This is a genomic window from Flavobacterium notoginsengisoli (assembly GCF_014207905.1).
GTDB classification, from domain to species: domain Bacteria; phylum Bacteroidota; class Bacteroidia; order Flavobacteriales; family Flavobacteriaceae; genus Flavobacterium; species Flavobacterium notoginsengisoli_A.
Genome location: NZ_JACHLB010000001.1, coordinates 1,451,260 through 1,476,851 on the forward strand (window position 1 = coordinate 1,451,260; position 25,592 = coordinate 1,476,851).

General features: G+C 32.7%; 25 protein-coding genes. 16 read left to right on the plus strand and 9 right to left on the minus strand.

Annotated features, from left to right (window positions below; all coding sequences use genetic code 11):
• Positions 1 to 129 precede the first annotated feature (129 nt).
• The 4 genes from HNP35_RS06220 to HNP35_RS06235 all read right to left on the minus strand — a co-directional run bounded on the left by HNP35_RS06220 (position 130) and on the right by HNP35_RS06235 (position 3,580).
• Complete coding sequence (locus HNP35_RS06220) at positions 130 to 654, minus strand: hypothetical protein (RefSeq protein ID WP_246453344.1); 525 nt, start codon at positions 652 to 654, stop codon at positions 130 to 132.
• Positions 655 to 692: 38 nt separating this feature from the next.
• Positions 693 to 2,144: a hypothetical protein gene (locus HNP35_RS06225; protein WP_184157711.1), complete on the minus strand. Its 1,452-nt coding sequence runs from the start codon at positions 2,142 to 2,144 to the stop codon at positions 693 to 695.
• A 5-nt stretch (positions 2,145 to 2,149) separates the two neighbouring features.
• The gene (locus tag HNP35_RS06230; protein WP_246453346.1) at positions 2,150 to 2,716 is read right to left on the minus strand and encodes a YceI family protein; all 567 of its coding nucleotides are present in this window, start codon (positions 2,714 to 2,716) and stop codon (positions 2,150 to 2,152) included.
• 303 nt (positions 2,717 to 3,019) lie between these two features.
• Positions 3,020 to 3,580, minus strand: a complete 561-nt coding sequence (locus HNP35_RS06235) for a YceI family protein (RefSeq protein ID WP_184157709.1) — start codon at positions 3,578 to 3,580, stop codon at positions 3,020 to 3,022.
• 334 nt (positions 3,581 to 3,914) lie between these two features.
• Between HNP35_RS06235 and rlmN the strand changes: the two genes are divergently transcribed.
• A complete protein-coding gene (gene rlmN, locus HNP35_RS06240) occupies positions 3,915 to 4,961 on the plus strand; it encodes a 23S rRNA (adenine(2503)-C(2))-methyltransferase RlmN (RefSeq protein WP_184157708.1) in 1,047 nt (348 codons plus the stop codon).
• 212 nt (positions 4,962 to 5,173) lie between these two features.
• Here rlmN and HNP35_RS06245 read toward each other — a convergent pair whose 3' ends face one another.
• A complete protein-coding gene (locus tag HNP35_RS06245; protein WP_184157707.1) occupies positions 5,174 to 6,034 on the minus strand; it encodes a hypothetical protein in 861 nt (286 codons plus the stop codon).
• 157 nt (positions 6,035 to 6,191) lie between these two features.
• Here HNP35_RS06245 and HNP35_RS06250 point away from each other — a divergent pair, with 157 nt between their 5' ends.
• The 5 genes from HNP35_RS06250 to dnaG all read left to right on the plus strand — a co-directional run bounded on the left by HNP35_RS06250 (position 6,192) and on the right by dnaG (position 11,956).
• Positions 6,192 to 7,169: a polyprenyl synthetase family protein gene (locus HNP35_RS06250; protein ID WP_184157706.1), complete on the plus strand. Its 978-nt coding sequence runs from the start codon at positions 6,192 to 6,194 to the stop codon at positions 7,167 to 7,169.
• Between the two features lie 198 nt (positions 7,170 to 7,367).
• Positions 7,368 to 7,928, plus strand: a complete 561-nt coding sequence (locus HNP35_RS06255; RefSeq protein WP_008467173.1) for an RNA polymerase sigma factor — start codon at positions 7,368 to 7,370, stop codon at positions 7,926 to 7,928.
• A complete protein-coding gene (locus tag HNP35_RS06260; RefSeq protein ID WP_184157705.1) occupies positions 7,915 to 8,649 on the plus strand; it encodes a hypothetical protein in 735 nt (244 codons plus the stop codon). The genes HNP35_RS06255 and HNP35_RS06260 overlap by 14 nt, the downstream gene beginning before the upstream one ends.
• 79 nt (positions 8,650 to 8,728) lie before the next feature.
• On the plus strand, positions 8,729 to 9,757 hold the full coding sequence (locus HNP35_RS06265) for a hypothetical protein (protein WP_184157704.1): 1,029 nt from the start codon (positions 8,729 to 8,731) through the stop codon (positions 9,755 to 9,757).
• A 126-nt stretch (positions 9,758 to 9,883) separates the two neighbouring features.
• Complete coding sequence (gene dnaG, locus HNP35_RS06270) at positions 9,884 to 11,956, plus strand: DNA primase (protein WP_184157703.1); 2,073 nt, start codon at positions 9,884 to 9,886, stop codon at positions 11,954 to 11,956.
• Between the two features lie 95 nt (positions 11,957 to 12,051).
• Here dnaG and HNP35_RS06275 read toward each other — a convergent pair whose 3' ends face one another.
• The gene (locus HNP35_RS06275; protein ID WP_008467169.1) at positions 12,052 to 12,681 is read right to left on the minus strand and encodes a response regulator transcription factor; all 630 of its coding nucleotides are present in this window, start codon (positions 12,679 to 12,681) and stop codon (positions 12,052 to 12,054) included.
• A gap of 93 nt (positions 12,682 to 12,774) precedes the next feature.
• The gene (gene nadE / locus HNP35_RS06280) at positions 12,775 to 13,581 is read right to left on the minus strand and encodes an NAD(+) synthase (RefSeq protein ID WP_184157702.1); all 807 of its coding nucleotides are present in this window, start codon (positions 13,579 to 13,581) and stop codon (positions 12,775 to 12,777) included.
• A 99-nt stretch (positions 13,582 to 13,680) separates the two neighbouring features.
• Between nadE and gldB the strand changes: the two genes are divergently transcribed.
• From gldB to HNP35_RS06295, 3 genes are all read left to right on the plus strand, one after another.
• Positions 13,681 to 14,640, plus strand: a complete 960-nt coding sequence (gene gldB / locus HNP35_RS06285) for a gliding motility lipoprotein GldB (RefSeq protein ID WP_184157701.1) — start codon at positions 13,681 to 13,683, stop codon at positions 14,638 to 14,640.
• Positions 14,640 to 14,972 (plus strand): gliding motility protein GldC, encoded by a 333-nt coding sequence (gldC, locus tag HNP35_RS06290; protein WP_008467164.1) that lies wholly within the window; start codon positions 14,640 to 14,642, stop codon positions 14,970 to 14,972. Before gldB ends, gldC begins: the two co-directional genes overlap by 1 nt.
• A gap of 383 nt (positions 14,973 to 15,355) precedes the next feature.
• Complete coding sequence (locus tag HNP35_RS06295; RefSeq protein ID WP_184157700.1) at positions 15,356 to 15,748, plus strand: hypothetical protein; 393 nt, start codon at positions 15,356 to 15,358, stop codon at positions 15,746 to 15,748.
• 81 nt (positions 15,749 to 15,829) lie between these two features.
• Here the strand turns inward: HNP35_RS06295 and yihA are convergent, their stop codons facing one another.
• Both yihA and HNP35_RS06305 read right to left on the minus strand, forming a co-directional pair.
• Entirely contained in the window at positions 15,830 to 16,450 is a 621-nt protein-coding gene (gene yihA, locus HNP35_RS06300; RefSeq protein WP_184157699.1) for a ribosome biogenesis GTP-binding protein YihA/YsxC, read from the minus strand.
• A gap of 43 nt (positions 16,451 to 16,493) precedes the next feature.
• Entirely contained in the window at positions 16,494 to 17,258 is a 765-nt protein-coding gene (locus tag HNP35_RS06305; protein WP_113677632.1) for an alpha/beta fold hydrolase, read from the minus strand.
• Positions 17,259 to 17,636: 378 nt separating this feature from the next.
• Here HNP35_RS06305 and mraZ point away from each other — a divergent pair, with 378 nt between their 5' ends.
• The 7 genes from mraZ to murD all read left to right on the plus strand — a co-directional run bounded on the left by mraZ (position 17,637) and on the right by murD (position 25,495).
• The gene (gene mraZ, locus HNP35_RS06310; RefSeq protein ID WP_184157698.1) at positions 17,637 to 18,110 is read left to right on the plus strand and encodes a division/cell wall cluster transcriptional repressor MraZ; all 474 of its coding nucleotides are present in this window, start codon (positions 17,637 to 17,639) and stop codon (positions 18,108 to 18,110) included.
• Positions 18,085 to 18,993, plus strand: coding sequence for a 16S rRNA (cytosine(1402)-N(4))-methyltransferase RsmH (rsmH, locus tag HNP35_RS06315; RefSeq protein ID WP_184157697.1), 909 nt, complete (start codon positions 18,085 to 18,087; stop codon positions 18,991 to 18,993). Before mraZ ends, rsmH begins: the two co-directional genes overlap by 26 nt.
• A gap of 21 nt (positions 18,994 to 19,014) precedes the next feature.
• Complete coding sequence (locus tag HNP35_RS06320; RefSeq protein ID WP_184157696.1) at positions 19,015 to 19,362, plus strand: FtsL-like putative cell division protein; 348 nt, start codon at positions 19,015 to 19,017, stop codon at positions 19,360 to 19,362.
• On the plus strand, positions 19,353 to 21,368 hold the full coding sequence (locus HNP35_RS06325) for a penicillin-binding protein (protein WP_184157695.1): 2,016 nt from the start codon (positions 19,353 to 19,355) through the stop codon (positions 21,366 to 21,368). The genes HNP35_RS06320 and HNP35_RS06325 overlap by 10 nt, the downstream gene beginning before the upstream one ends.
• Positions 21,365 to 22,828: a UDP-N-acetylmuramoyl-L-alanyl-D-glutamate--2,6-diaminopimelate ligase gene (locus tag HNP35_RS06330; protein ID WP_184157694.1), complete on the plus strand. Its 1,464-nt coding sequence runs from the start codon at positions 21,365 to 21,367 to the stop codon at positions 22,826 to 22,828. The genes HNP35_RS06325 and HNP35_RS06330 overlap by 4 nt, the downstream gene beginning before the upstream one ends.
• A gap of 102 nt (positions 22,829 to 22,930) precedes the next feature.
• Positions 22,931 to 24,163 (plus strand): phospho-N-acetylmuramoyl-pentapeptide-transferase, encoded by a 1,233-nt coding sequence (gene mraY / locus HNP35_RS06335; RefSeq protein WP_184157693.1) that lies wholly within the window; start codon positions 22,931 to 22,933, stop codon positions 24,161 to 24,163.
• A complete protein-coding gene (murD, locus tag HNP35_RS06340) occupies positions 24,164 to 25,495 on the plus strand; it encodes a UDP-N-acetylmuramoyl-L-alanine--D-glutamate ligase (protein WP_184157692.1) in 1,332 nt (443 codons plus the stop codon).
• The last annotated feature ends 97 nt before the right edge of the window (positions 25,496 to 25,592 follow it).

Sequence of the window (25,592 nt, forward strand, 5' to 3'; positions counted from 1 at the left end):
TAAATGGCTGAAAAATAAAAATACAAATTTTAAAATGATTGAGCTCTTTGTAAGATTATTTTTCTTTCGAGAGCAAGACAATTCTTATGCCAAAAAAAGTCAATTTTGAAATGAGACGATAATTTTTTTTTAATTTTTATATAAGCTGAAATTGATAATAATATCGTCTTTCACTTTTATCAATCCGGCCATCTTAACTGGAGCTTCCAATTCAATATCAGAGAATTTTAAATTCAGTGTTCCCTGAATTTTATCATCAGAATTGTATAAGACAAAATCTTTGTATTTGAGCGTTTTATCAGTAATGTAAAAGTTGAGTCTGCATTTGTAATTTTTACCGTCTCTTTTGATATCGGTAATGCTTACTGTACTGTTTGGAAATTTTTTCACTTTTACGGTTCCTTGCAAATCCTTTGTCATTATTTTGTTGCCACAATCAAAGTTTGACATTTTAATATCAGTATTGAACGTGTTCTTTTTTGTGCAATTTACATAAACCGTATCCTTTATATTAAAGGTGTTAGAGCAATTATATTTGCCAACTGTAGATAGTCCTGTGATTTCTATTTTAATTTTATTTATCACCACAGCATTATCTTCTGGCAAAAAAGTGGGTTTAGCACTTCCTAGTATAAAGAATATTGCTAAACCCATAATTAATATTTGAAATCTCGTGTTCATTTTATTTTTTATTAGAACGAAATGGTTGCTTCGAATACTAAACCATTAAATTTACCGCCATAAAAGTTATTTAGATTTCCAGTAGCAGGATCTCCAGTAAATTGAGAGTAATTTTTATAGTTTTGATTAACGTAGTTTAATTTAGCTAAGATATTTTTAGTCATAAACCAGCCAGCACTTGCTTCAAATTTATCTACGGTAACTTCTTTAGCATCGGCATTAGATAATTTTCCAGATACGGTGTTGTATTTTCCACCGATATAGAATTGTTCTGTTTTTCCAAATCTGTAAATAAGCTCTGAAGCGTATTGATTAGCAGTACGTTTATCGTCAGAACCTGCTTTATCTCCTCCTGAAGCTAATTCGATAGTTCCAAAAAATTCAAGTCCTTTATATTTTACAAAAGGGTTAATCATGTAAGTAGTAGCCCAGTTTTTGAAATTAGGATTGAATGTTGCTTCAGGCGTAGATGTTTTACTAAAAGTAGTTGCAACATCAGTCGTAGTTGTAGAAATAACATTACCATTAGCATCGGTCTTAGTGATGGTATTTTTATAAGCGTTATTATTCAATATACCCCAATAACCAAATCCTGATCTATTAGCAGAATATATGTTTGCATTTCCAAGATTTGCGTTATGGTAAAGAGAACCAGTTAATCTTACTCTCAAATCTTTATTAAGTTGTTTATCATAACCCAATTTTGCTAAGATTGAAGGGCTGTGCGTTGTGTTAGTGTTTGGTCCAGAAGTGTAAAAAACTTCTTCGTTACTTTGATTTAAATTACCATTTGTAACACCTAACATACTTACCAATCCATTTCTGTTATAGTAAACCTCCATACCCATTTCTGTAGTAAATGCATTCATGATATTATTCCCAACAAATGCATTTCGGATTGTATTACCATTATCAGAAGCTCTAAAGTGCGCATCACCAAAATTGTTCTCCATTTGCCCAATTTTAATTGTAGCATATTTCATAACATCAGCCAAGAAATCTTTTTTAATGAAGTCTAATTTGTCAATTTGTAAGTATCCGCCTTTTACATAAGAATCATTGTGATGTCTAGAAGCTAGATACACATCTAGATTTACTCTTACTCCATCAAACAATTGAGCGCCAATGTACATATCTGCAGCAGGTAGCGTAAAATTGTTTTCAGTATTCATTAAACGATATCCTGTAATTGTTCTAGTTGTAGTCCCAGTAGGTGTTGTAGTAACAGTAGTAGAATTAGCAGATTGATCGTTGAATGAATTTGTTGCTTGGAAATCCATGTTGAAAGCACCACCAAGATCAATGCTTAGGCCTTTAAATTCTCGGTTGTCTTTTTGTACGTCGAAAACGTTAATACCGTCTTTGCTTCTAGAAATTTGGTTTTGCATATTTCCAAAGCTAACTTGTGCCTCAACAGCGAACGTACTTATTAATGTAATAAATAGGATATAAATCTTCTTCATGGCAATTATAAATTAAAGTTTAAATTAAATTTTAAGGTTAGGTCTTGTCCGGTTTTAATAGTTCCAAGCATTGCGGTTGGTGACTTCATTCCGAATTCTGCAAAAGTGATTTTATTTGTTCCTTGAAGGTTTAAACCATCTTTAGTAACAGTTGTTTTTACAGTTGTTTTATACACTTTGCTTACTCCTGCGATCGTGTAAGTTCCTGTAAGTTCCCAAGTTGTTTCGTTTACTTTTTCGGCAGATTTTAAGACATATTTAATGTTTTTGTTTTTATCTGTTTTTAAAGTCTCGTAAGCTACTTTATCCATACTTTTTTTCTCGCTTTTTACAGTTTCTGCTGGCAGCGTTATGATTAATGCTTCGATATCGCTTAATTTTCCGTTAGCAATATTTAAGGAAGCAGTTCCAGTTCCAGAAGCAGATTTCATTTCCCAGTCATGTAGCGTTGAAGTTCCAGCAACAGAAAAAGTTGATTTGTCTAAAGTGTATGATTTTTGTGCGGTAGCAATTGTAGTTATTCCTAAAAATGCTGTAACAATTGCAAAAAGTTTAATTGTATTTGTTTTCATGTTAGTCATGTTTTTTATTTTAAAAAATAAGTTAATGTGTCGGCCAGTTTCTATTTAGTACTAAGAATGTTGTTTTAACTTGTATCAAAGGTCTTCCTATAAATCAGGGAAATACATGATAAAAATCATTGTTAAAATTTTATTAAATAGGTATTTAATAACTACAACGTTTTCATTTTTTACAAAATCGATCACTACGATAAAAAAGAGCGTTGTATTTTATTAAATTTTTAAATTTTAAGATTTTGGAAGTAAGAATTTCAATTCTGATTTAGCGGATTTTTAACACTGAAGAAAAGTGTATCAGCTTAAAATAATATTGAAAATCACCGTTAAATCTTTACCCGCTTTTACTACACCAAGTGCAGCTTTTGGAGGTGTCATTTCAAAATCGCCAAAAGTAATTTGGTTAGAACCCTGAAGAATAAAAGTTCCATTGGAAATTGTTATCCTTACTTGAGTAGTAAATTCTTTGCTTACACCCGCAATAGTATATACACCAGTTAAGTTCCAAGTTGTTTCGTCTACTTTTACAGCAGATTTTAAAACATATTCAATATTTTGATGGTTTTCAGTATCGAGAGCTTCATAAGCAACTTTGTCCATACTGGTTTTGTACCTTTTTAAGCTTTCGGCTAATAAAGAAATGTTTAAGCTGTTAATTCCTGCTAGTTTAGAATCTTTAATAGTTAAGTTAGCTGTGCCAGTTCCTTCTGTAGATTTCATTACCCAATCATGCACGGTAGAAGTGCCAGCGACTTCAAAAGTGGAATTTGCAGTTACATTGTAAGTTCTTTGTGCATTTATTTGTAAAGAAGCTGTTGTAAAAATTACAGTTAATAGGATTGATTTGATTGTTTTCATTTTTAATAATGTATAGGTTAATTTTAATCGGGAGGAGTTCGATGAAGTGGTTGCGAACTGACCTTATTTCTTAGATCAAAATTATTGAGCACATTAACCAAAAGGAATGATAAAAATCATGGCTAAAGTTTTATTAAATTTTTATAGTAATGAATGAATGGCTGAATCAAGCTAAATCTAGAAACTTTTGAAGCGTTATTCTAAGTGTAAATATTTGTTTATTATTAAGTTGAGAGGATTTTCAAAAAAACAAAAGAAGAGTCTTTTTTGAAGTAGGTTTTAAGAATGTATTTAAAATGCTAAGAAAAATGACAAAAGTGATTAACTTTGCAGCATGCAAATGGAGAAAAAAGACATACGCGCTTTATCAAAAGATCAGCTTCGTGATTTTTTTGTTGAAAATGGAGATAAAGCTTTTCGCGGAAATCAAGTTTATGAGTGGTTGTGGAGTAAAGGTGCTCACAGTTTTGAGGATATGACAAATGTGGCAAAGACTACAAGGTCTATGCTTGAAAACAACTTTGTAATCAATCATATTAAGGTTGATACGATGCAAAAGAGTAGCGACGGAACTGTAAAAAATGCCGTTAGACTTCATGACGGACTAGTAGTTGAATCTGTTTTAATTCCGACAGAGACTAGAACAACAGCTTGTGTGTCGAGTCAAGTTGGGTGCAGTTTAGATTGTAATTTCTGTGCGACAGCAAGATTAAAAAGAATGCGAAATCTAGAACCTGGCGAAATCTACGATCAGGTTTTGGCTATTGATAAAGAAAGTCGTCTGTATTATAATCATCCGCTTTCTAATATTGTTTTTATGGGAATGGGTGAGCCTTTAATGAATTATAACAATGTCATTAAAGCAATCGATATGATCACTTCAGAAGAAGGTTTGGGAATGTCTCCAAAACGTATTATGGTTTCTACTTCCGGAATTCCGAAAATGATCAAAAAAATGGCGGATGACGATGTGAAGTTCAAATTAGCAGTTTCTCTACATTCTGCAATTGATGAAACTCGTGCGCGAATTATGCCTTTCAGTAAAAATTTCCCTTTAAAAGATTTACGTGAAGCATTGGAATATTGGTACAGAAAAACCAAAAGCAAAGTTTCATATGAATATGTAGTTTGGAAAGGAATTAACGACGACAAAGCTTCTGTTGATGCCTTGGTAAAATTCTGTAAATATGTTCCTTGCAAAGTCAATTTAATTGAATACAACCCAATTGATGATGGAGAATTTCAGCAAGCTTCAGAAGAATCAATTATGGCATACATAAAAGCCTTAGAAAATATTGGAGTAGTAGTAAAAGTGAGAAGAAGCCGAGGAAAAGATATCGACGCCGCTTGCGGACAATTAGCCAATAAAGAAGCAGAATAAAAATTTGCCAAAATATTCCGTTAGGAATATTTCGTGGAAAAAAAATAATTGCAAAATATACTCCGCTAGGAGTATCTCGTCGGTAGAAAAAAAAATATTCGTCAAAGATTTTATGTCCCTTCGGGACATTTGAATATTAACCAAATAAAAAAAGCATTAAAAACGAGAAATAATTCTTGTTCTTAATGCTTTTTTGCTGGGCAAAAAGGATGTTATTTTTTCAAATCTATTTCTTCTGTAACTCCGTCTTTTGTTACTTTAGCAAGTGTGTCGCATTCTCCGTTACCATAATCAATAGTTGCTTTGGCTTCATTTTTAGTAATAGAAACAATTCCTTTTACTGCAAAAGATTTTCTGCAAGATGCATTAAATTCTAAAGGAGTCGTAATTTCTGCAGAAAAAGTATCTCCATTCGGGAAAGTTGTTGTACCACTTCCAGTTACTACAAAAGCATTATCATCCCAATCAAACCAAGTGTCATATCCAGAAGTCATTTCTTTTACAAGAGTTCCTTTTCTGGTATAAACACCACCATCATCAAAAGTGATTGTTAAATCTATTGAAGCTGTCGAAACCGGATGCGCTGTTACCAATATATTAGTTTCCTTAATTGTTCGCACAATACTTTTACTTCCTTGAATTTTTTTGCCATTGTGATAAAATCCGTCAAAAGTGTAACTTATAGTTTGTGTAGAAGAGGTAAAATCATTTGAAAAAGAAACAACCATTTTTCCTTTTACCGTATTTCCGTTGTTTAATGTACAGCCTTCAACACCAAAATCTACCGTTTTAGTCCAAGTATTATTGGTTAAAACCGTTGTAATTGTAGCACAACTTGGCAAGAAATTCTTGATTGGTCCGCCAGGTTTTGAATTTACATTTACTTGTGCGCTAAATTGATCTTCAGCAATATTTGTAACATCTTCAACAGAAGCGTCGATTTTAGAATTGGTTATAATTTCTGCGTTTGTAATCGCTTTTCCAGATCCGTCATTTGTTTTTTCATCAGAACTACAGCTAATGAAAAAAGACATTGTAATAAAAGTGCCAATTAATAAAAATTTTGTTTTCATAAATAAATAGTTTGGGTTATTTTTTTAATTAATGAATTCAAATCAGTATTAGTTAGAACTATTTTTGGTGTTTTTTCAGGTTAGAACATAAATTATTTAAATCCTAACCTAAAATACACAACGTAATTTTATTTAAAATAGTATATTTGGTGTTTAAATGAATATTACATCTCAAATAAAGCAGCCTATTTTTAACGAAATGGAACTTTTCGAAAAAAAGTTCCATGAATCGATGACTTCAAAGGTTGCATTACTAAACCGAATCACTTATTATATCGTAAACCGCAAGGGAAAACAAATGCGTCCGATGTTTGTTTTTCTTACTGCAAAAATGGTTTCTGGCGGAACTGTAAACGAAAGAACGTATCGCGGAGCTTCGGTTATCGAGTTAATCCATACTGCAACTTTAGTACACGATGATGTGGTTGACGACAGTAATCGCCGTCGCGGATTTTTCTCAATCAATGCACTTTGGAAAAATAAAATTGCTGTTTTAGTTGGAGATTATTTATTGTCAAAAGGTTTATTGCTTTCTATAGATAATGGCGATTTCGATTTATTGAGAATTATTTCTGTTGCCGTTCGCGAAATGAGCGAAGGAGAATTGCTTCAAATCGAAAAAGCAAGAAGATTAGATATTACCGAAGATGTTTACTACGAAATCATCAGAAAGAAAACGGCAACGCTTATTGCAGCTTGTTGTGCGCTTGGCGCGAAAGCCGTAATCGAAGATGATATTCAGGTAGAAAACATGCGTAAATTCGGTGAATTAATCGGAATGGCATTTCAAATCAAAGACGATTTATTTGATTACAGCGAAGAAGCCATCGGAAAACCAACCGGAATAGATATTAAAGAGCAAAAGATGACTTTGCCTTTAATTCACGTTTTAAATACTTGTACTCCGCAAGAAAAAAAGTGGTTGATAAACTCCATCAAAAACCACAACAAAGACAAAAAACGCGTAAAAGAAGTTATTGCTTTTGTAAAAAACAATAATGGTTTGGCTTACGCTGAAAATAAAATGGTCGAATTCCAACAGGAAGCACTTTCTCTTCTTGAAAATTACCCAGATTCTGAGTTCAAAGCGGCGCTTACTTTAATGGTAAACTACGTTATTGAAAGAAAAAAATAATTTCTTTAATTAAATAATTAGAAAATTTGTCAATTAGATAATTGATTTACTTTGTTGTAAATCAACTATCTGTTTCTATATTGTTGGAATTTGGAATTTTTTTATTGAAATTTTTCAAACCTCATGCAACCATTTCAAATCGACAATCGTCTATGCTAATAGAAGTCTGTTTCTAAAACCAAAAACCAAAGCTTATTAATGAAAATTATTTCGTTACATCAAGAAGAAACCAAAATCATAAAGTTGGCTGTCGAAAATAATCGTCAGGCACAGCAGCAGATTTACGGTAAGTATTCTTCAAAAATGTTAAGTGTATGTCGTCAATATATAAAGGACATTCAATTGGCAGAAGATGTGATGATAACGGCTTTCATGAAAGTGTTTACGAATTTAAAAAACTTTGAACACAAAGGAAGTTTTGAAGGCTGGATCCGCCGAATTATGGTTAATGAATGCATTTCTTATTTAAGAGTTCAGAAAAAAGTAAAATTTGCCGAAGATGAATTTTTTGTCGAGGAAAGTTTTAATGAAATCGACAGCCAGTTTACAGTAGAACAAATTCAGTATTTAATTGATGCTTTGCCAGATGGCTACAAAATGGTTTTCAATTTATACGCAATTGAAGGATACAAACACAATGAAATTGCGAAGATGTTAGGAATTAATGAAGGAACATCAAAATCGCAATTATCGCACGCTAGAAAAATGCTCCAAACACAAATTACTATTTTAAAAAGACAAGATAATGGAACCGAATAATTTTGAAAAGGATTTCCGTGAAAAACTAAACGAACGCAAAATTGAACCAAGTAACAAAGCCTGGGATCGATTGGACGCGATGTTGAGTGTGGCAGAGGAAAAGAAACCTAAGAAAAATAGAAAATGGCTGTACATCGCAGCAAGTTTCATTGGGTTTTTATTGGTTGGAACAATTTTTTTCAACCAAAATAAAAATGTGGTTAAAACGCCAGAAACGGTAGTTGTTGATAAAGAAATTGAAAAAGATTCGGTTACAGGACCAATTTTGAACACTACAGATTCAGTAAAAACGGAAGTTGCTATTTCTGAAAAACCTTCAGAAGTGATTTCAAATAAAGTAGAAAAAGCGAATCCCGAAGCTTCGGGACAAATCTCAAATAAAACCATTAAAAATGAATCAAATCAAATAGCGGAGTCTTCAATCATCATCAAAAACAATCAAGAAAAACAATCAGTAAACAATCAAAGTGCAATTGCAGAAAATCCTAAAAAGGATAATGTTGATCAGTTATTGCAAACAGCAGAAAATAAAGTTTTAGTAGAAAGCGGAGTTAAAAAAACAAAAATTAAAATCAATGCCAACGAACTGCTGAACCAAGTTGACGGAGAACTAGAACTTTCTTTTAGAGAAAAAATGATTGCAAAAGTGAACAAAAATTTTCAAGATGTTAAAGTCGCTTTGTCAAACAGAAATCAGCAAGAAAAGAATCAAGACAATTAACAATTAACAATTAACAATTAACAATTAACAATTATCAATTTACCATTAATCATCATCAAATATTTTAAATCAATCAATCATGAAAAATTTTACCATTTATCTCGTAATCTTAGTCTTCTTATTTGTCAGTAAGGTTTTAGGTCAAGAAACATTTGAATCTGAAACAAAAAGAATCGCCAATAAAATCGAGAAAATTACGAAAGAAGAAAAAGAAGCTTTAAAAGAAGAAGTTGAAGCGGTAAACGTTCAGTTATCTGAAGGAAAAATTACGCAGGAGCAGGCAGAAAAGCGTAAAAAAGAATTGGCAGAGGCAAGAGCTGTAGTTATGGAAGAAAAAATAACTCTGGCTCAAAATGAACTAAATGATTTGGTTCAGAAAAAAGTAGACGGCAAAATAAAAGAGGATTCATCGAAAGTATATAAAATAAGCTGGAAGGTTGTTAAACATCATAAAGATTCTATTCGTGGCGAAAGGAGAACAACTTCTCAGTTCGTATTTGCAATGGGATTAAATAATATAATGACTGACGGAAAACTTCAAGATTCAAATTATCGTTTTATGGGGTCGCATTTTTACGAATGGGGTTTTACATACAATTCGAGATTAATGAAAAACGATAATTTACTACATGCTAAATACGGTCTTTCGTTAATGTACAATAATATTCGTCCGACAGATAATAGGAGTTTTGTAGTAGATGGTGATCAAACTAATTTGGAAGTAAATCCAGTGCATTTAACAGAATCTCGTTTTAGAAATGTGTATTTGGTTGCGCCCGTGCATTTGGAATTCGATTTTACAAGACCGACAGAAAAAGATGGTGTAAAATATTTTAAAACTCATAAAAGTTTCCGTTTCGGAATTGGAGGTTATGCAGGAGTTAATGTAAAGTCAAAACAGATTTTAAAATTTGAAGAAGACGATTTAAAATACAAAACCACAATAAAAGGCGATTACAATGTAAATAATTTTGTTTACGGTCTGAGTTCTTATATCGGCTACAGAGAATTGAGTTTGTACTTTAAATATGATTTGAACCCATTGTTTCAGAATAATCTAGTAAAAGAGAATAACGTTTCGTTAGGACTTAGAGTAGATTTAAACTAAAATACTGGTCGTTTAGTTAGTGAAAAAAGCATCTCTTTTGAGATGCTTTTTTGATTTAAAATGATTAAAATTCCAACAAGATTTACGTATTTTTGCAAGCTCTCAACTTTTAAAATTTAAAACATTTTGATTTCACAAAATACCATTGATTCTGTTTTTGAAACTGCTCGAGTAGAGGAGGTTATTGGCGATTTCGTGAATTTAAAGCGTGCAGGAAGTAATTTTAAAGGTTTAAGTCCATTCTCAGATGAGCGTTCGCCTTCGTTTATGGTTTCTCCTGCAAAAGGAATCTGGAAAGATTTTAGTACAGGAAAAGGAGGAAACTCTGTTAAATTTTTAATGGAGCATTCACAGTTTACTTATCCAGAAGCCATTCGATATTTAGCCAAAAAATATAATATCGAAATAGAAGAAACGGAGCAAACGGAAGCCGAAAAAGCAAATACAGATATTCGCGAAAGTATGTATTTGGTTTCTGAATTTGCTGCCAAATATTTTCAAGATGTTTTGGTTAATTCTGAAGAAGGAAAAGCAATTGGTTTGTCTTATTTTAAAGAAAGAGGATTTACGAATGAAACCATTAAAAAATTCAATTTAGGATATTCTCCCGAAACTTGGGATGCTTTGACAAAAGAAGCATTAGGAAAAGGCTATAAATTAGAATTTTTAGAAAGTACAGGTTTAACAATCGCGAGAGAAGATCGTCCATTTGATCGATTTAAAGGTCGTGTAATGTTTCCGATTCAAAGTATGTCGGGCCGTGTTTTAGGTTTTGGAGGACGTATTTTAACCAATGATAAAAAAGCAGCAAAATACCTGAATTCGCCAGAAAGTGATATTTACCATAAAAGTAAAGTCCTTTACGGAATTTATCATGCTAAACAATCCATCGCCAAACAAAACAATTGTTATTTGGTAGAAGGATATACCGATGTTATTCAGTTCAGTCAAGCTGGAATAGAGAATGTTGTGGCTTCTTCTGGAACGGCATTAACGCCAGATCAAATTCGTTTGATAAACCGTTTAACGCGAAATATTACAGTTCTTTTTGATGGAGATGCTGCAGGTTTGCGAGCTTCAATTCGTGGAATCGATTTGATTCTAGAAGAAGGAATGAATGTGAGAGTTTGTTCTTTTCCTGATGGAGAAGATCCAGATAGTTTTGCTAGAAAAAATTCTCATGAAGATTTAGTTGCTTATTTAGAAAACAACAGTAAAGATTTTATACAGTTTAAAGCGTCGATTTTAATGGGTGAAGCTAAAAATGATCCTATTAAAAAAGCAGACTTGATTCGTGATATGGTTACGAGTATTTCTAAAATACCAGATCGTATTCAGCGAGAGGTATATATACAGGAATGTGCTCGAATAATGGATATTTCCGAGCAGGTTCTAACAAGTACTTTAGCGCAATTGATTCAGAAAGATATTGCCGAAGCGAATAAAAAACAGAAACAAGAACAAAAACCTTTTGAAGTTCATAGAAATCAGCCTCCGCAAGCTGGAACTTTTTCGGGCGGAGATCCAGAAGATCCAAGAACTGGTCCGCCGGAAGGTTACGATTATCCGGGAGATTCGGGATATTCTCCGCAAGTACAAAATCAAAAAGTTGATATTTTATATGGTTTCGAAAGAAAAGTCATTGAGGTTTTACTTTTGTACGGAAATGTAGTAGAAGATTTTGAAGATGTTTTCTTGAAAGCAGATGAAGAAGGAAATGTAAAAGAAGTTTCGGAAAAAAGACAATACAAAGTATTCCAAAAAATATATTTAAGTCTTCAGGAAGATGAGATAGAGTTATCGAATGTTTTATTTCAGAATATTTACACGAATCTTATTGATTTTTATAATCAGAATGAGACTTTTAGTTTAGACAAATATTTGATGCATTTAGAGCCTGAATTTGCTCAAGAAGTAACGAATATATTAATGGAAGATGAAAGATTGACCATACATAATTGGGAAGGGCAGAATATTTTTCCAAAACAAAAAAGTGAAACGATTGAGCAGAATGTTTCAGAGACCATATTTGCTATGAGATGGTATTTGGTGTCTTCGATCATTGCAGAATTAAAGAATTCTCTTTTAACAGATCCGCAAGAAGATAATTCAGAAGTTTTGAGTATGGTTATAGATTACTCCAAATTGTTGAATAATTTTTCTAAGAAATTGGGGCGTGTAGTTGTACCGTATCACTAAAAAGGAAAAAACTCTATCTAATCTGAATAAATCAAAAAAGATAGAGTTTTTATAGTTTCTCGAATTTCTTAAAGATTAAGATTTTCGAATTGTAATTAAATAATTTCTAAAGTCTTCGCTTTGTTAACTAAGTCAACTAAATTAGTAACGTTTAATTTAGTTAATAATCTCAATTTGTAAGTACTGATCGTTTTTTCGTTCAGATTTAAGATTTTAGAGATTTCATTGTTTTTCTTACCATCACTTAAATAACGTAAAACCTCGATTTCACGGTTAGAAAGTTTTCTGTACAGACGCTCGCTTTTGCTTTGTTTCGCAATAAGTGCCATGTTTTTGCGTACTGTTTCGTTGATGATAATTTTTCCTTCGTGTACTTTAATAATAGAATGACCTAATGTTTCAAGTTTTTCTGTTTTGTGTACATACCCAGAAACTCCTGCTTTAATTGCGTTTGGAGCGTACATTTGCTCAGCAAGATCACTAAAAATAACAATTTTTGTTTTTGGGAAATTTTTCAAGATTGATTTGATTTCGAAGATACTCGAAAGACCTTCTAATTCTAAATCTAATATTAGAATGTCGATTTCCTTCGTTTGAAGAATATCTCTAACCATTGAAAAATTGCCGACGTTGGCAACAATTGAAATTTGATCGTGGTCTTTGAAGTAAGACTTAACGCCAAAGTGCGTAACAGGATGATTGTCTGCTAGACATACTTTAATCATAATTTTTACCTTTTTTAGAATTGTTCATGTTTTTGGAGCTGTAAAATTAATAAATAAATTCTGTAGTTTATAGCTGACAAATGTTAAAAAAAATTATTTTAACTTTTCGGGTATATTACAAACTGGAATTGGATCCATTTTGTGCTTATTGTTGGTGTTTAATCGTTTATAAATTTCAAATACAGATTTTTCTCTCCCTTCAAAGTCAGCTACCGTCTTTCCTGACTCCGCAGCTAACATTGCCCATTCTAATTCGTCATAACTTGCTCCTAATTGATCCTCATCTGTACGGTTGTCTCCAAATAATCCATCTGTAGGTGCAGCTGTTAAAATTGATTGCGGAATTTGCAAAAATTCTCCTAAAGCATATACATCCGATTTCATTAAATCAGCAATTGGACTTAAATCGACTCCTCCATCTCCATATTTAGTGTAAAAACCTACGCCAAAATCTTCAACCTTATTTCCTGTTCCGGCAACTAATAAACCATGAATTCCTGCTAAGTAATATAAAGAAGTCATTCTGATACGCGCACGAGTGTTGGCCAATGCTAAATTTACTTTTGCTTCATCATCAGTTTTTGGTACAGCACTTTTAAAAGATTCAAAAACAGCTGTTAAATCGGTTTGAACTTCAGAAACATTTGAGAATCGGCTTTTTAATTGCGAAATATGTTCTTTAGCTCTATTTACTTGACTTTCTGCCTGATGAATAGGCATTTCGACACATAAAACTTTCAGTCCTGTCTGCGCACATAAAGTTGAAGTTACTGCAGAATCTACACCTCCGGAAATTCCAATTACAAAACCGTTTACTTTTGCCTTGTTAGCGTAGTCTTTTAGCCACTCTACAATATGCGTATTTACTTTTTCTGTCTGAATTGTGCTTTTTTTAGCCATAATAGTTTAAGTTTTAAAGTACAGGGATGTATATTTGCAGAATTATTTTTAGTATGCAATTACTTTAAATTCTGATAACACAAATCTAATTAAAATAAAATGAAAATTTATCGCTTTGCAGTGGTTCTATGCCTGTTTTTTTTGTCCTGCAACCAAAAAAGTAAGGTCGAAAAAGCAGTAGAAGAAATCCCTGTTGATATTAAAGTAGAGCGTTTTGATAAGGTGTTTTTTGAAACTAAACCCCAAGACCTCGCGCAGGTAAAAAAACAATATCCGTTCTTTTTTCCTGCAGGTAATGATGATAATGTCTGGCTGCAAAAAATGAACGATCCAATTTGGAGAGAGGTTTATGATGAAGTACAAAAAAAGTACAGTAATTTTGAGCCAGTTCACAAAGAATTTGATGCGCTTTTTCAGCATGTAAAATATTATTTTCCTAAAACTAAAATTCCAAAGGTAATTACGGTAATTGGAGAAATGGACTATAACGCAAAAGCAATTTATGCAGACAGTCTTGTAATTGTGGCGCTGGAACTCTATTTAGGAAAAGAGCATAAGTTTTACGAGTTTCCAAATTACTTGAAACAAAACTTCGAAGAAAGACAGATTATGCCAGATGTGGTTTCTAGTTTTTCTTATCGTAATATTCCAGATTCTCCTGATAGAAGCCTAGTAGCGCAAATGGTTTTTGAAGGAAAACAGCTTTACGCAAAAGATTTACTGCTTCCAGATTATACCGATGCAGAAAAAATGGGCTACATGCCAGAACAAATAAAATGGTGCGAAGAAAATGAAGCTTATATCTGGAGGTATTTTATAGAAAATGAAATGCTTTATAGTGATGATCCTAAACTTAGAACACGATTTATGACACCAGCACCTTTTTCTAAATTCTTTTTAGAAATTGATAATGATTCTCCTGGCCGAATTGGAGCTTGGATTGGCTGGCAAATGGTGCGTGCTTACATGAAAAATAATAGCGAAGTTTCTTTAGCAGATTTATTTAAAACTGACGCAAAAGAGATTTTCGAAAAATCAAAATATAAACCTAAGAAATAATGGCAAATATAAACTCAGAGATTAAATTCAATATAGAATTAGATGAAAACCGTGTTCCAGAAAAACTAACTTGGAGCGCACAAGATGGAGGTGTTCAGGCTGAAGAAGCAAAAGCAATTATGTTGTCTATTTGGGACAGCAAAGCTAAAGAAACCATGCGTATCGATTTATGGACAAAAGATATGCCGGTAGACGAAATGAAAATTTTCTTTCACCAAACTTTAGTGGCAATGTCAGATACTTTTAAACGTGCAACAGACGACGAAAAAATGTCGGATACTATGAAAGATTTCTGTGACTACTTCGCAGAAAAATTAGAGCTTACAAAGTAAGAAGAAGCTTAAAAATCAATAAAAAAAGTCCCAAATTTCATCCTTAAAAGTGAGATTTGGGATTTTTGTATTTTATTTGCAATATCATCCCCAAAATTAATAACATGCTATTCCCTTTTCTGGTAAGTCTAGTCGGATTATTTTTTTTACTTGCCAATGCAATTAGGTTTTATATTACGTGCAAAAAAAGAGATGTGCTATATCGTATTGTTACAGCATATTTGGTTCTTTTGTTTTGTGTAGAATTATTATGCAACATTATTGGATTTCTCTATCCTAATTCCAATTTTTTTCTTTCGCATTATTACTTTATTTTTCAGTTTATATCGCTGAGTCTGTTTTTCTATAATTCTTTTGAAAATAAAATATTTAGGAAAATTATATTGGCAGTACTGATTTTGGTTTTACTGTTTTTAAGTATTCAGTATTATCTTATTCCGTCACTTTATTGGGAATTTAATTTGATTGAAATCGCGATAACTTCAATTCCTTTATTGCTTTATGCTTTTTATTATATCGTTTCGAATTTGAAAAATATTAAGCACGACTATTTCTATTTTTGCAACGGATTAATTATTTACTTAACAAGCAGTGCCAGTATTTTTTTGTCTGGAAATACAGATTCGGTAATCTTTACAGAACCATTTGTACTCGATTTGTGGTTTTTTAATTCTCTATTTTATATTCTTTATCAAGTTTTAATTTATAAAGAATGGAAAGCTTTAAATTTTAGACAAACAGCTAAAAAGAATTTTGAAAATAAAATGGCAGATTGATTTTGAAATTCCAATAAACAGAAAATCCCAAATTCCAATTATAAGGTTGGAATTTGGGATTTTTTTATTGAGATTTTCTATTTAAAACCCTGAGTTGTTTTTAAAAACTTCCTGATTTACTTCATCAATGTAAGATAGAACATCTTCTTTTCCTGTTGATTCTGTAGATGAGGTTACAAAATAATGTGGCATTTCTGCCCAATTGTTTGCGTACATTTGTTTTTTGTAGGCTGCAATATGAGAGTCTATTTTTGTTCGGCTTATTTTGTCGGCTTTGGTAAAAATAATGCAAAACGGAATTTCGCTTTCTCCCATATAAGACATAAATTCAATGTCAATTTTTTGAGCTTCGTGACGAATGTCAATTAAAACAAAGGCACAAACAAGCTGTTCTCTGTTTTCAAAATAATCGGTAATGAATTGCTGGAAAACAGATTTTGTTTTCTTTGAAACTTTAGCATATCCATAACCAGGTAAATCGACTAAAAACCAATTATTATTGATTTTAAAATGATTTATTAATTGTGTTTTTCCTGGTCTACTAGATGTTTTTGCTAAGTTTTTATTGTTGGTAAGCATATTAATCAAAGATGACTTACCAACATTAGATCGGCCTATAAACGCATATTCCGGCAAGAATTCAGTCGGGCATTTTGAAGCATCAGAATTACTGATAATAAATTCGGCGGTATTAATTTTCATGTCTTTTGTTTTTAAAACCTCCTTAAAAATCGAAAGTTTGTCACTATAATTTCTGCTCGGTGAGCCATTTTTCCAGAATTTCATTAAATTCATCTGGATGTTCCATCATAGCTGCGTGCCCACATTTGTCAATCCAATACAAGGTCGAATTTGGTAATAATTTATCAAATTCTTCGGCAACATTTGGTGGTGTTACAGAGTCATTTTTACCCCAAATAATGCAGGTTTCCACATCCATTTTTGGTAAATCTTTTGCCATATTATGACGAATTGCACTCTTTGCAATCGTCAAGGTTTTAATCAATTTGATACGGTCATTAGCGGTAGCGTAAACTTCATCAATTAATTCTGGAGTTGCGATTTTTGGATCATAAAACACATCTTCAGCTTTCTTTTTAATGTATTCGTAATCGCCTCTTCTTGGGTAGCTGTCGCCCATTGCGCTTTCGTAAAGTCCAGAACTTCCGGTAATTACAAGTCCGGCAACTTTTTCAGGATAAAGTTTTGTATGATACAAAGCAATATGTCCTCCAAGAGAATTTCCTAAAAGAATTACTTTGTCAAAACCTTTAAAAGTGATAAAGTCTTTTACGTATTTCGCAAAACTTTTTACGTTCGTTTTTAAAATGCTTTGTGTGTATATTGGCAAATCCGGAATAACAACTTTATATCCTTTTGTCGGGAAATATTGTGCTACACCATCAAAGTTACTAAGACCTCCCATTAATCCATGCAGAATAACAATTGGAGTTCCTTCTCCAGCTTCAAAATAGCTGTATTTGCCTTCTTTTTTATAGTGTTTGTCCATCTAATCTAATGCCAATTTCAATTTCGACAAATATAGGGTTAAATAAATAAAAATGAATTTTTGCTACTGTTTTTTAACGACAATATTTACGTTTCTTTTATAAAAGTCTAAAAATCAGTAATTAATGCGCTATTTGTTAAATTAATAGAATGTTAAGAAATCTGAAGAATAATCAATTTTTTAAGAAAATTAGGGCATTATTTTTTTGAATGATTAACGTATTTATTAATCTGTTAATTAATAGTTAAGATATTGATTGATTGGTAATTATGAGAAGTGGTAGCAAAGTGGTTAAACTTATTAACAAAGTGGTATAAAGTGGTAAAATGTGGTATTTTTTTTTATATTTTTGCTGTATAACATGTTAACTAGTTTTTTTTGAACACAATTGTTGGAACATATGAATGTAAAGTCGATGCTAAAGGAAGGCTAATGATGCCTGCGCCTTTAAAAAAGCAATTGACGGCTTCTCTTCAAAGCGGATTCGTTTTGAAGCGTTCTGTTTTTCAGCAGTGTTTAGAATTATATCCTATGGAAGAATGGGATTTGATGATGAAAAAAATCAACAAGCTTAATCGCTTTGTAAAAAAGAACAACGATTTCATTAGAAGATTTACGGCTGGTGTTAAAGTGGTTGAGGTTGATGCATTAGGAAGATTGTTGGTGCCAAAAGATTTGGTAACGTTTGCAAGTATTTCTAAAGATGTAGTTTTTTCATCGGCGGTTAATATAGTAGAAATCTGGGATAAGGATTTATACGAAAAATCAATAAGCGGCGAAGATATGGATTTTGCAGATTTAGCCGAAGAAGTAATGGGAAATATTAATGACGACGAAGATGGAATATCATAATCCGGTTTTGCTTCATCCGACTGTAGATGGTTTAGATATTAAACCTGATGGTGTGTATGTAGATGTTACGTTTGGAGGCGGTGGTCATTCAAAGGAGATTTTAAGAAGATTAGGGCCAAACGGAAAGCTGTTTGCATTTGATCAAGACGAAGACGCGCTTGCAAATGCTTTGCCAGACGAAAGGTTTACATTAATAAATGAGAATTTTAGGTTCATAAAAAGATTTTTGCGTTTTCACGGAATAAAGGCAGTTGATGGAATCTTGGCAGATTTGGGAGTTTCATCGCATCAGTTTGATGTTCCGGAAAGAGGATTTTCTACAAGATTTGATGCCGAACTAGATATGCGGATGAGTCAAAAAAATGATTTAAATGCTTATCGGGTGGTTAACGAATATGAAGAACAGGATTTACGTCGTGTTTTTTTTGATTATGGGGAGTTGAAAAATGCACCAGTCTTGGCAAGAACAATCGTTGAAGCGAGGAGAGATTATCCAATTAAAACGACTGAAGAATTAAAAGAAGTTCTTAAAAGGTTTTTGCCAGAAAAAGTTCGAAATAAAGTATTGGCTCAGATTTATCAAGCAATCAGAATCGAAGTAAATCAGGAAATGGATGTTTTAAAAGAATTTATCGAGCAGTCGTTAGAGATTTTAAAGCCAGGAGGAAGATTCTCAGTAATATCCTATCATTCGTTAGAAGATCGATTGGTAAAAAGATTTATCAAAAACGGAATGTTTGAAGGAGAGCCAGAAAGAGATTTTTACGGAAATTTTTCAGTTCCATTTAAAACAATAGGAAAATTGATTGTTCCAGATGATGCAGAAATCAAAATAAATAATAGAGCAAGAAGTGCCAAATTAAGAGTTGCAGAAAAGCTATAATATATATTAAGGTATAGAAAAATGAAAAGCGGTGTATTTAGCATATTAAAAGCAAGATTTCTGATTCATGAAGATGCGGTAAAGAATTGGCGTTTTATTGTTTTCATAATAATACTCGCCATTTTGATGATTGCTAATACGCAACGATACGAACAAAAGGTTTTTGAAATTGCGAAGTTAAGTAATGAAACAAAAGAGTTAAGATCTGAATTTGTAGATCGACGCTCAGAATTGATGAAATTAAAAATGGAGTCAACTATCTCGGATAAAATGCTAGAAAAGCAAATTTTTCCATCGACAGTACCTCCAGTAAAAATAGAAGTAGAAAAAGAAGAAGAAAAAAGTTTCTTTAAAAGAATATGGCAGTAGAAGATAAACATATATCCTACAGAATTTACCTCGTAGCAGTTTTCATCTTTGTGATGGCAATTGCTATTGTCGTTAAATTAACCAATATTCAATGGGTTCAAGGAGATTATTACAGAAAGCTGGCAAAACAGCGTACTGTGAGAAACTTTGTAATTCCTGCAAACAAAGGAAATATTTATTCTGCAGATGGAAGTTTGCTGGCAACTTCAATTCCGAATTACGAGATTCGTTTTGATGCAAAGGCGCCAAAAACAGAAACGTTTGAAAAGTATGTGAAACCATTGTCAGATTCATTGGCAACAGTTTTAGATAAGCCGAGCAGTTATTTTCAAAAAGAATTAAGAAAAGCGCGTGAGAATAAAAACCGTTATTATTTAATCGCTCGTAAATTGAGTTATACAGAATATGTGAAAATAAAAAGCTTTCCATTATTCAGTTTAGGAGCTTTTAAAGGCGGAATTATAGTTGAGCAAGAAACGGTTAGAAAACATCCTATAGGTAAAATCGCTGAACGTACTATTGGTTATGACAAGATTGATCCAGCAACTGGAGTAGAAGTTGGAAAAGGAATTGAATGGGCTTTTAAAAACTATCTAAACGGGAAAGACGGTAAAATTCTAAAACAAAAAATTGCCAAAGGACAGTGGAAACCTATTCGTGATGTAAATGAAGTAGATCCAATTGATGGTTATGATGTCATTTCGACTATAGATGTTTTCATTCAAGATATTGCGCATCACGCTTTGTTAAAGCAATTAGAAGATTATGAAGCTGATCACGGTTGTGTGGTTGTTATGGAAACACAAACGGGCCATGTAAAAGCAATTTCAAATTTAGGAAGAGCAGAAGACGGTTCGTATTATGAAACAACAAATTACGCAATTGCAGAATCTCATGAGCCAGGATCGACTTTTAAATTAGTCGATTTGATGGCGATTTTAGAAGATAAAGTAGCAGATACTAGTACGGTTTATGATAGTCACGGTGGTGTTGTTAAATATTATGGAAGATCTGTACGTGATTCGCATAATGGCGGTTACGGAAAAGTTTCTTTAGCTCGAGGCTTCGAACTTTCATCAAATACAGTAATGGTTCAGGCGGTTTATGAAGGTTATAAAAATAATCCTTCAAAATTTGTTAATCATATTAATAGCTACGGATTGAATAAAACTTTAGGGTTGCATTTTAAAGGAGAAGGAAGACCTTATATTCCGCAACCTGGTGATAAACATTGGTCTGGAACTACACTTCCGTGGATGGCTTTTGGATATAATGTTTCGGTAACGCCAATGCAAACTTTAGCATTTTACAATTCAGTTGCTAATAATGGTGTAATGGTAAAACCACAGTTTGTTTCGGAGATAAAAGAATGGAATAAAACCATTAAAAAGTTTGATACAGAAGTAATAAATCCAAGTGTATGTTCTCCAGAAACATTAAAAAAAGTAAAAGCAGTTTTGCTTAATGTGGTAAAAAAGGGAACAGGTTCTAAGTTGTATTCGAAAGATTTTTCGATGGCAGGGAAAACAGGAACGGCTCAGATGAATTATGGAGGAAAAGAAGGAAAATCAGCTTTATATTATGCGTCTTCATTTGTGGGGTATTTTCCAGCTGACCATCCAAAATACTCTTGTATTGTGGTTGTTCATAAACCAAATACAGCAAAAAACAATTATTACGGAGCAGATGTGGCTGGACCGGTTTTTAAAAGAATCGCTCAAAAGATTTTTACAGATGCGCCTTCGACGAATAAAATAAAACAGCTTGATTCTAAAATTGCGAAACAAGAAAACAGTTATGATAAATACGATTTAGAATCTCGTAAAAAAACAAATCAAATTCCTGATTTAAAAGGAATGCCAGGAATGGATGCAGTGGCTTTGCTTGAAAATCTTAATGTTAAGATCAAGGTTAAAGTTATTGGTGTTGGCAAAGTAAAGAAGCAATCTATTCAGGCGGGAGAAACTATAATTAAAAATTCAACTATAGTATTAGAATTATCGTGAAAATACTAAAAGACATATTATATAAAGTAGCTATTGAATCTGCAAAAGGTTCAACAGATGTTGCTATTTCTAAAATTGAGTTTGATTCACGTAAAGTAGAAGCAAATGATGTTTTTGTGGCAATTAGAGGTTCGCTTTCAGATGGGCATGATTATATAGAGAAAGCAATTCAGTTGGGAGCAAAAGCGATTATCTGTGATACGCTTCCAGAAAATATAGCTAGTGAAGTAACTTATATTCAAGTAAAAGATACCAACACGGCATTGGCTTTTATGGCAGCTAATTATTTTGAAGATCCTTCTGCAAAACTAAAATTAGTTGGTGTAACGGGTACAAACGGTAAAACAACAATTGCATCATTATTATTTCAGTTGTTTCAAAAAGCAGGTTTTAAAGTTGGGTTATTATCAACTGTAAAAATTGTAGTAGATAAAACAGAATATCCAGCAACGCATACAACACCAGATTCTTTGACTATTAATCATTATCTGAATGAAATGATTGAAGCTGGAGTTACGCATTGCTTTATGGAAGTTAGTTCGCACGGAATTCACCAAAAACGTACAGAAGCTTTGCATTTTGTAGGCGGAATTTTTACGAATCTTTCTCACGATCATTTAGATTACCATCCAACATTTGCTGAATATAGAGATGTTAAAAAATCATTTTTTGACTCGCTTCCAAAATCAGCATTTGTGTTGTCTAATATTGATGATAAAAATGGTTCTGTAATGTTGCAGAATACGGTTGCTAAAAAACTGACTTACGCTTTAAAATCGTATGCAGATTATAGAGCGCAGATTTTAGAAAGTCAATTGTCTGGATTATTGTTGAAAATTAATGACAATGAAGTTTGGGTAAAACTGATTGGTACTTTCAACGCATACAATGTTTTAGCGATTTATGGGACGGCTGTAGAGCTTGGAATTGATAGTCTTGAAGCGTTGCGTTTGTTGTCTGATTTAGAAAGTGTTTCGGGTCGTTTTCAGTATATCGTTTCAGATGGAGGAATTACTGCTGTTGTAGATTATGCACATACACCAGATGCTTTAGAAAATGTTCTAAAAACGATTAATGATATCCGTACTAAAAACGAACAATTGATCACTGTAGTAGGTTGCGGAGGAAATCGAGACAAAACGAAACGTCCGATTATGGCGAAGATGGCTACAGATTTAAGTGATAAAGCAGTTTTAACTTCTGATAATCCGAGAAATGAAGATCCAGAGGTTATTCTAGATGAAATGGAGCAGGGAGTTGAGCCTCAGAATTACAAAAAAATGCTGCGAATTACAGATAGAAAACAGGCGATTAAAACCGCTTGTCAATTAGCTCAGTCTAAGGATATCATTCTAATTGCAGGAAAAGGACACGAGACCTATCAGGAAGTAAATGGTGTTCGCCATCATTTTGATGATATGGAGACGGTAAAAGAAATTTTAGAACAATTAAACAAATAACAAAATAGAAATTCCAAATTCCAAGATCAATTCATAGTTAGAATTTGGGATTTTAAAAAGTGGAATTTCATTCAAAATTGGAATTTAAAAAAATAAAGAAATATGCTGTACTATTTATTTGAATATTTTGACAAGACATTGGATCTTCCTGGAACAGGAGTTTTCCAATATATCACATTTAGATCAGCTTTAGCATTTATGCTTTCACTGCTTTTATCAACTATTTATGGTAAAAGAGTGATTAACTTTTTGCGCCGTCAGCAAGTTGGAGAAACAGTTCGTGAGCTTGGTCTGGCAGGTCAGAATGAAAAAGCAGGAACGCCAACAATGGGTGGATTAATTATCATCTTTGCTACATTGGTTCCGGTTTTGTTATTCGCAAGATTACATAATATTTATATCGTATTGCTTATTGTAACTACGCTATGGATGGGAACTATCGGTTTTGTGGATGATTATATCAAAATATTCAAAAAAGATAAACAAGGATTAAAAGGAATTTTTAAAGTAATTGGTCAAGTTGGTTTGGGAATCATCGTTGGAGCAGTTCTTTATTTCAATCCTGCAGTTACAGTAAGAACAGATACAGGTCGTACAGATGTTTTTAGAACAGCAACAAATACTACAGTTGTACTTCCTGCTCCAGTTGAAGAGAAATCTACAGCAACAACAATTCCCTTCGTAAAAAACAACGAATTTGATTATGCTGAAGTATTGTCTTTTATGGGAGATGGATATGAAAAATGGGCTTGGCTAATATTTATTCCCGTAGTAATTTTTATTATCACAGCAGTTTCGAACGGAGCAAATTTGACAGATGGAATTGACGGACTCGCAGCAGGAACCTCGGCAATCTCTGTCCTCGCACTCGGAATATTTACGTTTGTCTCTGGTAATATCATTTTCTCGAATTATTTGAACATTATGTATATCCCGAATTCGGGAGAAATGACGGTCTTTATATCAGCCTTTGTTGGAGCACTGATTGGTTTTCTTTGGTATAATTCTTATCCGGCATCGGTTTTTATGGGAGATACTGGTAGTTTGACAATTGGAGGAATCATTGCAGTTTTAGCAATTGCAGTTCGAAAAGAAATATTGATTGTTTTGTTCTGTGGAATTTTCTTAGCAGAAAGCGCTTCAGTAGTTATACAAGTATTTTATTTTAAATACACGAAGAAACGTTTTGGTGAAGGAAGAAGAATCTTTTTGATGGCGCCTCTTCATCATCATTATCAGAAAAAAGGATATCACGAAAGTAAAATAGTAACTCGTTTCTGGATTGTCGCCGTAATGTTAGCCATTTTGTCAATCATCACCCTAAAATTAAGATAAATGAGATTAGTGGTTTTAGGTGGAGGAGAAAGCGGAGTAGGAACCGCAATCCTCGGGAAGAAACAAGGATACGAGGTTTTTGTGTCTGATTTCGGAAAGATAAAAGAGAGTTATAAAGAAGTTCTTATCATTAATAAAATTCCTTGGGAAGAAGAGCAGCATACAGAAGATTTAATTCTAAATGCTGATGTAGTGATGAAAAGCCCAGGAATTCCGGATAAGTCTCCAATAGTAAAAAAGCTAATTGCGGCTGGAGTAAAAGTGATTTCGGAAATTGAATTTGCAATTCCTTTTACAGAAGCAATGACAATCGGAATTACTGGAAGCAATGGTAAAACAACCACAACCATGTTAACACATCATCTGCTGAAATATGCTGGTTTGAATGTTGGTCTTGGAGGGAATATTGGAAAAAGTTTTGCCTGGCAAGTTGCAGAAAATAAATATGATGTTTACGTTCTTGAATTAAGCAGTTTTCAGTTAGACGGAATTATAAATTACAGGCCAGATATTGCCATCATAACGAATATTAGTCCTGATCATTTAGATCGATATGAATATAAGTATGAAAATTATATCAATTCGAAATTTCGAATAACAATGAACCAAACAGAAAGCGATTATCTTATCTACGATGCAGATGATGAAGCGAGTACAGAATGGTTAAAAAAGAACAAAACAAAAGCAAAATTAATTCCTTTTTCATTGACAAAATCATTCGATGAAGGGGCTTCTATAAATAACAACAAAATGGAAATTAAGATCAACCAAGAAGAGTTTACAATGGACACAGAACACATTGCGTTAGAAGGAAAACATAATATGAAAAACGCAATGGCAGCAAGCTCTGTAGCGAAATTGATGCAAATTAGAAATGCAACAATCCGCGAAAGTTTATCTAATTTTCAAGGTGTTGAGCACCGTTTAGAAAAAGTACTTAAAATTCAGAATGTACAATATATCAACGATTCAAAAGCGACAAATGTAAACGCTACTTTCTTTGCTTTAGATAGCATGAACGTTCCAACAGTTTGGATTGTTGGAGGTGTTGATAAAGGAAACGATTACAACGAATTAATGTCTTTAGTTCGTGAGAAAGTAAAAGCGATTATCTGTTTAGGAATTGATAACCGTAAGATTATTGATGCTTTTGGAAATGTTGTTGATATTATGGTTGAAGTTAACAATATGAACGATGCTGTAAAAACAGCTCAAAGATTAACAGAAAAAGGTGATGCTGTTTTATTGTCTCCAGCCTGCGCAAGTTTCGATTTATTCGAAAATTACGAAGACAGAGGAAAACAATTTAAACAAGCGGTACACAATTTATAATTTTAGATTTCAGAGTTTAGATTTTAGATTTTTTCTAAGCTTTGAATTTAAAAATTAGTAATATAAGTTCTTTTGATAATGACGACGGATGAAATGA

What these genes read in the sequence shown, in the direction of transcription:
- HNP35_RS06245 (WP_184157707.1), bottom strand. Translation starts at nt 6,034, where the DNA reads ATGAAAACAAAATTTTTATTAATTGGCACTTTTATTACAATGTCTTTT.
- HNP35_RS06220 (WP_246453344.1), bottom strand. Translation starts at nt 654, where the DNA reads ATGGGTTTAGCAATATTCTTTATACTAGGAAGTGCTAAACCCACTTTT.
- HNP35_RS06235 (WP_184157709.1), bottom strand. Translation starts at nt 3,580, where the DNA reads ATGAAAACAATCAAATCAATCCTATTAACTGTAATTTTTACAACAGCT.
- HNP35_RS06320 (WP_184157696.1), top strand. Translation starts at nt 19,015, where the DNA reads ATGAAAAGCGGTGTATTTAGCATATTAAAAGCAAGATTTCTGATTCAT.
- gldC (WP_008467164.1), top strand. Translation starts at nt 14,640, where the DNA reads ATGGCAAATATAAACTCAGAGATTAAATTCAATATAGAATTAGATGAA.
- rsmH (WP_184157697.1), top strand. Translation starts at nt 18,085, where the DNA reads ATGACGACGAAGATGGAATATCATAATCCGGTTTTGCTTCATCCGACT.
- HNP35_RS06250 (WP_184157706.1), top strand. Translation starts at nt 6,192, where the DNA reads ATGAATATTACATCTCAAATAAAGCAGCCTATTTTTAACGAAATGGAA.
- HNP35_RS06325 (WP_184157695.1), top strand. Translation starts at nt 19,353, where the DNA reads ATGGCAGTAGAAGATAAACATATATCCTACAGAATTTACCTCGTAGCA.
- rlmN (WP_184157708.1), top strand. Translation starts at nt 3,915, where the DNA reads ATGCAAATGGAGAAAAAAGACATACGCGCTTTATCAAAAGATCAGCTT.
- murD (WP_184157692.1), top strand. Translation starts at nt 24,164, where the DNA reads ATGAGATTAGTGGTTTTAGGTGGAGGAGAAAGCGGAGTAGGAACCGCA.
- HNP35_RS06255 (WP_008467173.1), top strand. Translation starts at nt 7,368, where the DNA reads ATGAAAATTATTTCGTTACATCAAGAAGAAACCAAAATCATAAAGTTG.
- HNP35_RS06230 (WP_246453346.1), bottom strand. Translation starts at nt 2,716, where the DNA reads ATGAAAACAAATACAATTAAACTTTTTGCAATTGTTACAGCATTTTTA.
- HNP35_RS06305 (WP_113677632.1), bottom strand. Translation starts at nt 17,258, where the DNA reads ATGGACAAACACTATAAAAAAGAAGGCAAATACAGCTATTTTGAAGCT.
- yihA (WP_184157699.1), bottom strand. Translation starts at nt 16,450, where the DNA reads ATGAAAATTAATACCGCCGAATTTATTATCAGTAATTCTGATGCTTCA.
- HNP35_RS06225 (WP_184157711.1), bottom strand. Translation starts at nt 2,144, where the DNA reads ATGAAGAAGATTTATATCCTATTTATTACATTAATAAGTACGTTCGCT.
- gldB (WP_184157701.1), top strand. Translation starts at nt 13,681, where the DNA reads ATGAAAATTTATCGCTTTGCAGTGGTTCTATGCCTGTTTTTTTTGTCC.
- HNP35_RS06265 (WP_184157704.1), top strand. Translation starts at nt 8,729, where the DNA reads ATGAAAAATTTTACCATTTATCTCGTAATCTTAGTCTTCTTATTTGTC.
- mraY (WP_184157693.1), top strand. Translation starts at nt 22,931, where the DNA reads ATGCTGTACTATTTATTTGAATATTTTGACAAGACATTGGATCTTCCT.
- nadE (WP_184157702.1), bottom strand. Translation starts at nt 13,581, where the DNA reads ATGGCTAAAAAAAGCACAATTCAGACAGAAAAAGTAAATACGCATATT.
- HNP35_RS06260 (WP_184157705.1), top strand. Translation starts at nt 7,915, where the DNA reads ATGGAACCGAATAATTTTGAAAAGGATTTCCGTGAAAAACTAAACGAA.
- HNP35_RS06275 (WP_008467169.1), bottom strand. Translation starts at nt 12,681, where the DNA reads ATGATTAAAGTATGTCTAGCAGACAATCATCCTGTTACGCACTTTGGC.